The sequence below is a fragment of the Mesorhizobium montanum genome (assembly GCF_033977145.1).
GTDB lineage: Bacteria > Pseudomonadota > Alphaproteobacteria > Rhizobiales > Rhizobiaceae > Mesorhizobium > Mesorhizobium montanum.
Genome location: NZ_JAVIJF010000034.1, coordinates 14403 through 24867 on the forward strand (window position 1 = coordinate 14403; position 10465 = coordinate 24867).

The following is a 10465-nucleotide window of genomic DNA, read 5'->3' on the forward strand; positions in this document are numbered from 1 at the left end:
GCCCACAGCATCATTCGCAGCGGACCGTGACCAAGCCCTGATAATTGCCGGGCGACTTCGTGGCGGTCAGATCAACCTGGATGGTGTGGGTGCCGTTGGTCACCCGCTGCGGCGAACTGCCTGGAATATCCAGCCCCGAGCCGTCGAGCCGGAAGACGGAGGCGAAGGTGACATTGGCGTCGCCGCCGCTTGGAGCCGACGTGAAGGCGATCGGCGCCGGCGCGGAGACGGAGTAGCAGTCCAGCAGGTTGAGGATCGTGCACAAAAGCGAGCTTGCGGTGATGGTGGCGCCGGCGCTCGACCCGCCCGCCTGGTTGGAGCCGAAGATGTTGATGGCGGGATTCGATTTCATCGTTCCCGATGCGCCGATCATGATCGTGCAGGTGCCGATGATCGCCGCCTGCGCCGGGAGACAGAAGCCGGCAAGCGCTGCCATGCCAAGCAGCGCGCGGCTATTTCCTCTTCTTTTTCTTTTCATTGCCGGTCGTGCCTCTGATGCTCCAGCCTTCGTTCGCCCATCCCGCCGATGTTGCCGAGCGAGCCGCGGGAGCCGTGGCAGCGGTGCTCGTCGTGCTCCCCGTTGTCTGGCCATCGGCGCCGAGGCCCATTTTGAGGAGCTTCAATTCAAGCTGCAGGCGCTCGACTTCCAGCTCGTAGAGGCGGCTGCAATCGATGCGTTTCGGCGTCCGCCCGATCGGGATCACCACGCGGCCGTATGTGGCGATGTCGCTATTGGCCTGGTTGCTCGAGTTGTTGCCCCGGATGATACCGAGGTCGAGATAGGCGCCGCTGCCGGAAACGGCTGAGCGGCAGGTCGTGCCGTCGCTGGCGTGAACTTCGTCCTGGCCCTGAGGCAGGCTGACGCCGGGCAAGCTGAAACCCGTCTGGTTCTGGTTCAGGTTCAGGATATCCTCGGCAAACCCCTGACTTGCGACAGCCAGGGCGGGCAGCAAGGATAAGGTCAGAACCTGCGATGCCCGAAGAACTTTCCGCATATCTGTGCCCTTATCTGGGTCTGCTCGCTTGGAAAGGGGATACTCTCGGTACAGATACGCACTTTACGCTCGTTCGCGCCGTCGAACGGGACGACCACCAGAACAGGGCGCGACGCCTGGCCAGCCAGAAGGAAGGCGCTCGGCGTGATCTTGGCGTCGACCGGCTGGAAATCCTGGTCATAGACATGAACCTCGACGCGTATGCGCTGGTTGTACGGGTTGCCTGGGAAGACGCGAACGGCGAACGCATCCGTGAAGGATCGCACCTCGCCCCGCATCGGCGTCATCGACTGCCCCGTCGCTGCGACAGGAGACAGCGCGGCAGTGACGCCCGCCGCCAGAATTGCAATCGTTCTCAAGGACCGCTCCTTTTTTGCGAGAGGGCTATTCGCAGCGCAGCGTCACCGTTGCCTGGTAGTCGCCGGCGGAGAAGCGGTTTGTGCCGCTCTTGGTCCCGGCAAGATTGACGGCGACCGTCGATGTGCCCGGCACCGTCAACGCGGTCGCGGTGCCGGTTTCGGCAATCGTCTGGGCGCCTGAGGTGGCGAAGGTCGGGGTCCATGTCGTCGCCGTGGTGTCCGAGGCCGGCACGGTCGTCGTGGTTACCGGGTCCACGCTGAGCGCGACGCCGCCGGTGGTGTCGACCTGAGCGCTGCCGGCCGAGCCGCCGCCATTGTGCGAGCTTAGCGACTGGAGATTGCTGCTGACGGTCATCGTGCCGTTGGAATTGATCGTGATTGTGCAGGTCGCGGTGATCGTGCCGTTGAACAGCACATTTCCGGTGGCAGCCGATGCTGTCGGGCCGGCGCAGGCGGCCAGCAAGCTCGCAGCCATGGCGGCGCGAAAGAACTTCATTGAGACCTCTTTCGAACCGGACAATGCGGTTCAACGTAGGGTCATCTTTCCTTTATCGTTGTTAATTTAGCGTCAACTGAAATAATATTGAAAAGCAACTTCAAAGAAAACCGGCGATAACCAGAGGTTGCCGCCGGTTGCATTTCATCGATATAACAATCTGTTTATTTGAGCTATACCGATTTATATTACGATACATGGTTTTTCGCAATGGCATGCGAAAAATCGATGTTTCAGGCCACCTGACCCGCCTCCCAGCCGAGGATCGCGCGCTTGCGCGTCAGGCCCCAGTGATAGCCGGTGAGCGCACCGGACTTGCCCAGCGCGCGATGGCAGGGCACCACGAAGGACATCGGGTTGGCGCCGACTGCCGCGCCCACCGCGCGGCTGGCGGTCGGGTGGCCAATGCCGGCTGCTATCGAGGAATAGGTGCAGGCCTTGCCCATCGGGATGCGCAGCAACGCTTCCCAGACGCGAAGCTGAAAATCGGTGCCGATCATCACCACGCGCAGCGGCTGGTCGGCGCGCCACTGCGTCGGGTCGAAGACCCGCGCGGCGTATGACTGGGTGGCGGACATGTCCTCGACGTAAGTCGCGTTCGGCCAGCGGCCGGACATGTCGGCGAAGGCGGCCCGTTCGCCGCCGGCGTCACAGAAGGCCAGGCCGGCGAGACCTCGGTCGGTGACCATGATCAGCGCGATGCCGAAAGGCGAGATGTGGTAGCCATAGCGGATGGTCAGGCCGGCGCCTCGGGTCTTGTAGTCGCCGGGCGACATCGCCTCATGGGTGACGAAGAGGTCGTGCAGCCGGCCGGGGCCGGACATGCCGAGCTCGAACGAGGTCTCCAGCAGCGGCATGCCGGAATCGAGCAGCCTGCGCGCATGGTCGAGCGTCACTGCCTGCAGGAAAGCCTTGGGTGACAACCCTGCCCAGCGGGTGAAGAGCTTCTGCAGACCGGTCGGCGTCTCGCCGACTTCCTCGGCAAGGACCTCGAGGGAGGGTTGGTCGCGATAGTCGAGGCTGATCTTCTCGATGGCGCGGCGCACTACTTCGTAGTCGCTGCCTTCCGGCGTGATGTCGTTCTGAAGGATCGCTGACGGTTTCATGCGCGTATTCATGGTCATCTGAGCGTTCATGGCAATATCTCCTTGACCACGAATATCGTTCTTCCAGAGCTTTGCCACCACCCGAAACTTGCCTTCCTGCCGCCCGTACCCAGATAGAGTCGGCTTCGGGCTGAAGAGGACAGTCATGGCAGGTGAAAAGGTTGATCTGATCGGGGCAAAGGAAACCTTGCTGATGTCGCTTTACGGCAAGGCGCTGGAGAGCCGGCTGCCGCATTCCTTGCTCCAGGATCGCTTCGCCGACGAGGTGGTGCGCAGGATCGACTATGATTTCTCGAGGCTCAAGGTCGACGGCAATCTCGGTCTGGGTTTTGCAATCAGGGCGAAAACACTGGACGTTTGCGTTGCGGATTTCCTTGCAAGATATCCGGACGCGATCGTGCTGCATCTGGGATGCGGGCTCGACACGCGGATATTTCGTGTCGACCCGCCGCAAGGCGTCGACTGGTTCGATGTCGATTACCCGGAGGTCATCGGGCTCAGGCACAGGCTCTATCCGTCCAGGGAGTGTTATCATTCGATCGCTTCGTCGGTGACGGAACCGGCCTGGCTGGCTGAAGTGCCGCGCAATCGCCCGGCAATCGTGGTGGCCGAAGGGCTGACGCCGTATCTGGCGGCCGACGAGGGACTGCTGCTGCTTGCGCGGCTTGTCTCCCATCTTGCCGGCGGCGAGTTGATGTTCGACGCCTATAGCCGTTTCGGGCTGAAGCTGATGCGCCTCAATCCGGCGATCAAGGCGACGGGCGCCGAAGTCCATTGGGCCATAGAGGATCCGCGCGAATTGGAGCGGGCGGTGCCTAAACTTCGCTTCATCGGCGAGATCCCGTCTTACAAGCCGGAGCAAGGCGCGCGCCTGGGCTGGTCCGCCCGTTTGTTCGTTGGTCTCTGGAAGCTTATCCCCGCGATGCGCAAGGTCGGCAGGCTGCTGCGCTACCGGTTCTAAACAAGGGCGTTGTCAATGATCAGCTACTTCTGATCATGGATTCTCAGCCAAGTTTGTATTACGCCCAGATTGCGGTCAACCGGTTGAGTGGTCACGAAACATGCTTCTTCTGCCGACCATCCGCAATTATGATCTTGTGCGACAGCGTCTCGAAACGAAAGTTGTCCGGAAATAAGGCAAAGCATAATAGCGATAAAGGTAAGAACCGATTTAGTGTACTTATCAATCACTTCTGCCTCCCTTTTTTTGTTGGGAAGTGTATTGCAAGATGGATCATCCTTCAAGTCAGGATTTTGCCTGCCTTAGCGCGCGTGAAAAGGCTGTAGCAAAGCTTTCGCGGGAGTCGGGATCCAGGAAAGCCCCGATCGGCACATTTTGCCCCGGTGCTTCCACCGCCATTCCGGTGATGCCGATTTCGGCATGGCGGGCGATGGAAAAGCGCGCCCAGAACGGATTGAAATGATGCGCTTCCGAACGGCCGGACGGCGCGGTCTTGCGGATGTCGAGGCTGGTGCGCGAGACCGAGATTTCCTCGCGGGCGCGTGCCGCCCGGTAATTGGCGCGGAAGGCGATGTAGACGGCGATCACGTCGAGGCCGAAGAAGCCGAACACCGGCCAGGCGCCGTGCGACAGGAAGAAGGCGCCGGTGACGATCCAGCCGAACACAAGCGCACCCATCAGGATCAGGAAGCCGGTGCGGCCCAGCGAGCGGTGCGGCGTCAGCAGGGCCTGGAAAAATGGCTCGTCGGCTTCGAATGAGGCGTTTGTGTCGCTCATAAGGGAATATTATAGGAGGGGATATGGCGCCTCCCAAGTCCAAAAAATCCTTAGCTGCCAAAAAGCCTCGATCCGCCGTTGCAGGCGGTGGCCCGGTACCCGGCCGCCGGCGGCCGGGAAAAGCCGTGTCGCGGCCGCTTTACAGCGCTGCCGAGGTGCATGAGATATTCCGGCGCTTTTGCGTGCAGCGGCCGGAGCCGAAAGGCGAACTGCATTACGTCAACGCCTTCACCCTGCTGGTCGCGGTGGTGCTGTCGGCGCAAGCGACCGATGCCGGCGTCAACAAGGCGACGAAGGCGCTGTTCGCTGCGGCCGACACGCCAGCCAGGATGCTGGCATTGGGAGAGGCCAAGGTCGGCGACCATATCCGCACGGTCGGCCTGTGGCGCAACAAGGCGAAGAACGTGATCGCGCTGTCGAAAGCGCTGATCGACGACTATGGGGGCCAGGTGCCACAGGATCGCGACGAACTGGTGAAGCTGCCGGGCGTCGGGCGCAAGACCGCCAACGTGGTGCTCAACGTCGCCTTCGGCCAGCACACCATGGCGGTCGACACGCATATTTTCCGCATCGGCAACCGGATCGGACTGGCGCCCGGCAAGACGCCGGAACAGGTCGAACAGGGGCTGCTCAAGGTCATCCCGGCCGAATATATGCGCCATGCGCATCACTGGCTGATCCTGCATGGCCGCTATGTCTGCAAGGCGCGCAAGCCCGATTGCCCGGCCTGCGTCATCGCCGATATCTGCAAGTCCAAGGAAAAGACCACCGATGTGCCGGCGCCGCTGGTGCCGATCGCGCCGCTGGATGAGGTGTTTCCCGTCGGAACCTAATAACCGTAGCCGCGCGCCATGGCCGCGGCAAAGATCGGAATGAGCAGGAAGATGAAGCCCTCGGCGCGGACATAGGTCTTCACCGAGGCCAGTTCCGCCGCCGGCACCGAGAAGGAGGGATTGCCGCTCGCCTGCCTGTTCCACGAGATGAAGCGCATGGTCGGGACGATCGACAGCAGGCCGACGATGATGAAGGCCACCATCTTTGCCCAGAACACCCAGTTGTAGACGTAGAATTCCCAGCCTTTCAGCCCGTAGAAGACGCGCCCGATGCCGATGACGACGATCAGCGCGGCGATGATGCCGTAGTGGCGGTCGATGCCGGCAAGGCGTTTGAGCGTCGCCGCTCCCAAATCGCCGCGCACCAGCACGAATTCGGCGCCGATGATGCCGGCGAGCGAGAACACCAGAAGGTGATGGAATATGGCCAATACGAGATCAGTGGTGTCCATGTTCTTTCCCTGTGCTAAAGCGCGTCGCGATGAAACGGATTCAGGCGACGCGCTTTAAGTCTTTGTTTTGATGCATGTCGTTATCCCAAAACCGCTGCGCACTTTTGGGCGACATGCATTGGGCGGCCGCGACGTGGCTTAATCGTGTGTGTCCGAAGAGTAGCATCGTCGGTCAAAATTCCCAGATGTCGAAATCGCTGCGCTGGAGGATGACTCCGGCTGGTCCTGGCCCTTGTTCGAACGCGCCGGTTTGCTAAGCGCTGCCGCCTCAATGGAGGGGAATGCCGTGAGCATTGAAAAAGAAGCAGGAGTACCGATCCTCGAGACGGGACGCACCATTCTGCGGCCGCACCGGCTGGGCGATTTCGAGACCTATGCCATCATGTGGGCGGACCCCGCCGTCACCCGTTTCATCGGCGGCAAGCCGCGCACCCGCGAGGAAAGCTGGATGCGCTTTCTTCGCCATGCCGGCCTTTGGTCGTTGATCGGCTACGGGTTCTGGGCGATCGAGGACAAGGCGACGGGGCGCTTCATCGGCGAGGTCGGTTTCCACGACCTGAAGCGAGACATCCAGCCATCGCTTGAGGGCGTGCCGGAAGCCGGTTGGGCATTGGCCTCGGAGGCGCATGGCCAGGGGCTTGCGAGTGAAGTCGTCGGGCGGATCGTCGCCTGGAGTGACGAGACGTTCGGGCAGGCGAGAACCGTCTGCATCATCGATCCGGGAAACGTCGCTTCGCTCAAGGTGGCCGAAAAGAACGGCTATCGCGAAATCCTGCGCACCACCTATCACGACAAGCCGATGATCCTGTTGGAGCGTCAGGCCGCAGCCCGATAGAAGGGGCTCAGTCGATCAGCGTTTGGCTTTGGACCTGTTCAGGGCCACGGCGGCGCGAACCAGAGCCTTCAGCGCTTCCTCATTGATCTTCTCGTCCTCGCGAAAGTCGATGGCGCGCCTGGTGTTGCCTTCGAGGCTGGAGTTGAAGAGCCTTGCCGGGTCGGGCAGTGCCGCGCCCCTGGCGAAGGTCAGCTTGACGACGGTCTTGTAGGTCTCGCCGGTGCAGATCATGCCGGCATCCTCCCAGACAGGCACGCCGCGCCATTTCCATGTCTCGACGGCTTCCGGCGCGGCTTGCCTGATAAGGGCGCGAAGCCTGGCGAGCGTCTCGCCGCGCCAGTCGCCCAGTTCCTTGATCCTTGCGTCGATCAGCTCGGACGGAGACTTGCCTTCCTGCGCGCTGCTTTCTTGCATGTCCGGGTTCTCCTTTTGAAGCTGGATTAGAGATTGCCACCGTGGCCCTTTCAGGGAGACGGCGTTTGATCATTCGTGCGCTTACATCCGTTCGCCAGGCAGTTGGCTCGCCTGCCTCACCCAGGAGGTGAATTGCTCCTCGTCGAGCCGGTCGTCCTCATGGACGTGGAAATAGCGTGTGTCCTTGCTCTTGGACTCGCCCGGCGGCAACGGCTTGAGCGATATGCCGCGAAAGAAGGCCACCTTGATGTATTTGGTGAAGCAGTGGATGCCGAGAAACCAGCCTTCGCCTTCCATCCCGTAGAATGGAGAGTTCCATTTGACGGCTTTCCGCACGTCGGGCACAGCCTGCATAATGAGTTGGTCGAGCCGGCGCCCGACTTCGCTCTTCCAGCCCGGCATCGCCGCGATATAGGCCTGCACGGGAGCATCGCCATAGCCCTTGGCTATCTGCGGGTTGCCGCCAGAAAGCAGGACGGGCTTCGCGTCCGGGGACCCGGTGGCAACCTTCGATTTCGCCTTCGCCATCAGGCCGATCCTATGCGCTCGCGCGCCGGCTCACCGCGCCATCTGGGGGCATAGGGCAGCACGAACATATAGAGCCCGCTGAAGAGCAGCAGGAAAAGCGGGATCAACGGCGAATAGACGATCCAGGCGGGCGGTGGGCCCATGGCCATGGCGGCGAAATTGGCAATAACGCTGACGGTGAAGATGATCGACAGCCAGCGGTGAAGCTGCCTGATCCGCTTGCTCCAGTTCAATGCTACCTCCCTTGCAAATAACGAGACGGATCGAGTTGGTTACCAGCGCGCCAGCTGGGTGATCTGGATGAGATTGCCGCAGGTATCGTTGAGCTGCGCGATGGTCGAGCCGGTCACCTCGGTCGGCGCCATTGCAAAGCTGCCGCCATTGGCCTTGATGCGCTCGTGGTCGCCCTTGATGTCATCGCTGAAAAGCATCAGCGCCGGCTGGCCCTGCTTGAACATCGCCTGCTGATAAGTCTTCGCCGCCGGGTTGTCGTCGAGCGCCAGCTGCAGTTCGGTCCCGTCGATATCCTCGGGCGAGGCGACCGTCAGCCAACGGAACGGCCCGTTGGTGAAATCCGCTTTCTTGGTGAAACCCAGAACTTCGGTATAGAAGCCAAGAGCCTTCTCCTGATCATCGACATAGATGCTGGTCAGCTTGATCTTCATTTCGATGTCTCCATTGCTTACGCCTGCGGTTTGCCGCCCCGCCGGGACCGTGTCTGTCTTTTGAAGCTTTGGCGGATCTCAATCGATCCGCGAAAGCAACTGCTCCAGGGCCGTGAAGTTGCGCTTCCAGCCCACCGTGGCGCCGCGGTAGTACGGCTCCTGGTCGGTGCGGAAGCCGACCTGCTCCATGCGCAGATGCGTGCCCGTCCCTGTTGGGGTGAGCGTCCAGGTGACGACGCTTTCCAGGTCCTTGGTGTCCCATGAGACAGGGTCCTGTTGGGCTCGACCGTCTGCACCTGGCAGTCGACGCCTCCCCAGTCCGCGCTCAGATTGAAACGATGGTCCACGACCGGCTTGAAGTTGTTCTTCATCAGCCACTCCTCGATGAGATGCGGTTGGGTCAGCGCGCGCCAGATCTTTTCCGGCGGAAAAGGTATCTCGCGCTCGACAATGACGGAGCGCGTTCCGGCCGGCACATCATTCATTGATCCATCCTTTTGAGCAGATTTTCCAGATCGTCGAACCGGCTTTCCCAAAACCCCGCCATGTCGCGCGTCCAGTCCATCAGCGGCGCGAGCGCCGTGAGCTGCGCGCTGTAATGGGTCTGGCGCCCTTCATGACGGTCGCGTACCAGTCCCGCCTCCTTGAGCACGCCAAGATGCTTCGACACCGCCGGCTGCGATACGCCGGCCTGCGCCGTGAGGGCCCCGACCGTCTGCTCGCCCTGACGGCACAGACGCTCGAAGATGGCGCGCCTGGTCGGATCGGCAAGCGTCCTGAACAGCATATCGTGCGTGGCCGGCATCTCAGATCGATAACCCATTGGCTATTGATTGACGTATAACCACTGGGATATATGTGAGTCAAGCAGCAAATGGGCGCCGGTCGAACCGCAACGCCGGTACGGGCTTTCCCGGCGACACTGAACAGGTGCTTATGCGGGATCCGCTGCCGGAATGGTCAAATCCCTGAGTAGCGTCGAAAGCTCCGGCTCGTCGATGAGCAAGGCGGCGTCTGCCGCCGGCAGCCACGCGCGCTGCCGGTTCGCGGCTTCCTGCCAGTCGCCAAGTTCCTCGGTGACCTCGAGCAGATAGACCGCTACGTCGACGCGAATGAAACCGTCGGTCATGCGTTTCCAATAGGAATAGGTTCCGGCAGGCTGCTTCAGCGTCTTGCCGAGAACGCCTGCCTCCTCCTGGGCTTCGATCGTTGCCGCCTTGCGCCCGGACTTGCCCTTCATCGGCCAGCCCTTGGGCACGATGAAACGCCGCGTGGTGCGAGAGGTGACCAGCAGCACTTCGAGGCCGCCGTCTTCGCGCAACCGAAACGGAATGGCCGCCACCTGGCGGATTCGTTGCCCTTTCCTGGCCCGGCGAACTGCTTTCTTCTTGGTTGTTGCCATCCCAAATTCCGGTGAGAGCAGCGTCCCTGCCATACGCTATCCGCGCGGGCAAAACCTGTCCCCTGCAAACCCTAGAGCGGTTCACCGTTTCACGGAAACGGCGAACCGCTCTATCTTTTTTTTGACGCAACTCCTGACGGAAAACCGTGTCACACTTTTCCTGGAATTGCTCTAGAACCACCGCCCTTGCAATCCGGCATTTGCCAGCAAGTAAGTCGGCTAATAAACTGAAAAAAGTGAAATGTCAGCGGCAAACACGCGAAATCGTGTTGCCGACCGCTTCCATTCGACATGTCTGGTCATAAACCGGCACATCGGGTCGGGGCTTGGGTGCCGCCTGCTGGTCGAGATCGCGATACAATTGCTGCTGCTGCTGGTATTGCTGCCGCTGCAACCTGTTCTGCAATTGCTGAAGCTCATTCTGCTGCACCAATGCGTTGCGGTTCGTCGGGATGACGATCTGCGCGTAAGATGGCGCAACCTGAGAAATCGCGGCTGCCAGCAAGGCTCCCGCAAGAACAGTCAGGGCATGACGAAACATCCGGTCGGCTCCCGTAAGAAAAACCATCTCCTCCATATAGTGCGGCCGCTCGATGGCGCCATGGCCGAATGCGAAACGTGATGCCGTTCACGGAAGCCGCT

Annotated in this window: 17 protein-coding genes and 1 pseudogene; 3 read left to right on the forward strand and 15 right to left on the reverse strand. The window is 61.2% G+C overall.

Annotation, left to right across the window (positions count from 1 at the left end; all coding sequences use genetic code 11):
• Nucleotides 1-10 precede the first annotated feature (10 nt).
• The 5 genes from RFM68_RS31565 to RFM68_RS31585 all read right to left on the reverse strand — a co-directional run bounded on the left by RFM68_RS31565 (nucleotide 11) and on the right by RFM68_RS31585 (nucleotide 2986).
• Complete coding sequence (locus RFM68_RS31565) at nucleotides 11-478, reverse strand: hypothetical protein (RefSeq protein WP_320236878.1); 468 nt, start codon at nucleotides 476-478, stop codon at nucleotides 11-13.
• On the reverse strand, nucleotides 453-995 hold the full coding sequence (locus RFM68_RS31570) for a hypothetical protein (RefSeq protein WP_320236879.1): 543 nt from the start codon (nucleotides 993-995) through the stop codon (nucleotides 453-455). Before RFM68_RS31570 ends, RFM68_RS31565 begins: the two co-directional genes overlap by 26 nt.
• On the reverse strand, nucleotides 962-1354 hold the full coding sequence (locus RFM68_RS31575) for a PDZ domain-containing protein (RefSeq protein WP_320236880.1): 393 nt from the start codon (nucleotides 1352-1354) through the stop codon (nucleotides 962-964). Before RFM68_RS31575 ends, RFM68_RS31570 begins: the two co-directional genes overlap by 34 nt.
• 25 nt (nucleotides 1355-1379) lie before the next feature.
• Nucleotides 1380-1850, reverse strand: a complete 471-nt coding sequence (locus RFM68_RS31580; RefSeq protein ID WP_320236881.1) for a hypothetical protein — start codon at nucleotides 1848-1850, stop codon at nucleotides 1380-1382.
• Between the two features lie 233 nt (nucleotides 1851-2083).
• Entirely contained in the window at nucleotides 2084-2986 is a 903-nt protein-coding gene (locus RFM68_RS31585) for a methylated-DNA--[protein]-cysteine S-methyltransferase (RefSeq protein WP_320236882.1), read from the reverse strand.
• 115 nt (nucleotides 2987-3101) lie between these two features.
• Between RFM68_RS31585 and RFM68_RS31590 the strand changes: the two genes are divergently transcribed.
• Entirely contained in the window at nucleotides 3102-3917 is an 816-nt protein-coding gene (locus RFM68_RS31590) for a class I SAM-dependent methyltransferase (protein ID WP_320236883.1), read from the forward strand.
• 285 nt (nucleotides 3918-4202) lie between these two features.
• Here RFM68_RS31590 and RFM68_RS31595 read toward each other — a convergent pair whose 3' ends face one another.
• Nucleotides 4203-4694 (reverse strand): DUF2244 domain-containing protein, encoded by a 492-nt coding sequence (locus tag RFM68_RS31595; protein ID WP_320236884.1) that lies wholly within the window; start codon nucleotides 4692-4694, stop codon nucleotides 4203-4205.
• A 23-nt stretch (nucleotides 4695-4717) separates the two neighbouring features.
• On the opposite strand from RFM68_RS31595, the gene nth reads away from it, so the two are divergent.
• Nucleotides 4718-5527 (forward strand): endonuclease III, encoded by an 810-nt coding sequence (nth, locus tag RFM68_RS31600; RefSeq protein WP_320236885.1) that lies wholly within the window; start codon nucleotides 4718-4720, stop codon nucleotides 5525-5527.
• Here the strand turns inward: nth and RFM68_RS31605 are convergent.
• Nucleotides 5524-5979, reverse strand: coding sequence for a DUF2214 family protein (locus tag RFM68_RS31605; protein ID WP_320236886.1), 456 nt, complete (start codon nucleotides 5977-5979; stop codon nucleotides 5524-5526). The two genes, nth and RFM68_RS31605, sit on opposite strands and share 4 nt — an antisense overlap.
• A 286-nt stretch (nucleotides 5980-6265) precedes the next feature.
• Between RFM68_RS31605 and RFM68_RS31610 the strand changes: the two genes are divergently transcribed.
• Entirely contained in the window at nucleotides 6266-6814 is a 549-nt protein-coding gene (locus RFM68_RS31610; RefSeq protein ID WP_320236887.1) for a GNAT family N-acetyltransferase, read from the forward strand.
• A 15-nt stretch (nucleotides 6815-6829) separates the two neighbouring features.
• Here the strand turns inward: RFM68_RS31610 and RFM68_RS31615 are convergent, their stop codons facing one another.
• From RFM68_RS31615 to RFM68_RS31650, 8 genes and pseudogenes are all read right to left on the reverse strand, one after another.
• Entirely contained in the window at nucleotides 6830-7228 is a 399-nt protein-coding gene (locus tag RFM68_RS31615) for a DUF1801 domain-containing protein (RefSeq protein WP_320236888.1), read from the reverse strand.
• A gap of 81 nt (nucleotides 7229-7309) precedes the next feature.
• On the reverse strand, nucleotides 7310-7756 hold the full coding sequence (locus RFM68_RS31620; protein WP_320236889.1) for a DUF1801 domain-containing protein: 447 nt from the start codon (nucleotides 7754-7756) through the stop codon (nucleotides 7310-7312).
• A complete protein-coding gene (locus RFM68_RS31625; protein ID WP_320236890.1) occupies nucleotides 7756-7989 on the reverse strand; it encodes a hypothetical protein in 234 nt (77 codons plus the stop codon). The genes RFM68_RS31620 and RFM68_RS31625 overlap by 1 nt, the downstream gene beginning before the upstream one ends.
• A 39-nt stretch (nucleotides 7990-8028) precedes the next feature.
• Nucleotides 8029-8421 (reverse strand): VOC family protein, encoded by a 393-nt coding sequence (locus RFM68_RS31630; protein WP_320236891.1) that lies wholly within the window; start codon nucleotides 8419-8421, stop codon nucleotides 8029-8031.
• Nucleotides 8422-8499: 78 nt separating this feature from the next.
• Nucleotides 8500-8906: pseudogene (locus RFM68_RS31635) on the reverse strand (SRPBCC family protein).
• The gene (locus RFM68_RS31640; RefSeq protein WP_320236892.1) at nucleotides 8903-9226 is read right to left on the reverse strand and encodes an ArsR/SmtB family transcription factor; all 324 of its coding nucleotides are present in this window, start codon (nucleotides 9224-9226) and stop codon (nucleotides 8903-8905) included. Before RFM68_RS31640 ends, RFM68_RS31635 begins: the two are co-directional and overlap by 4 nt.
• Before the next feature lie 129 nt (nucleotides 9227-9355).
• The gene (locus tag RFM68_RS31645) at nucleotides 9356-9823 is read right to left on the reverse strand and encodes an NUDIX hydrolase (protein ID WP_320236893.1); all 468 of its coding nucleotides are present in this window, start codon (nucleotides 9821-9823) and stop codon (nucleotides 9356-9358) included.
• Between the two features lie 244 nt (nucleotides 9824-10067).
• Nucleotides 10068-10364: a hypothetical protein gene (locus RFM68_RS31650; protein ID WP_320236894.1), complete on the reverse strand. Its 297-nt coding sequence runs from the start codon at nucleotides 10362-10364 to the stop codon at nucleotides 10068-10070.
• Nucleotides 10365-10465: the final 101 nt, after the last annotated feature.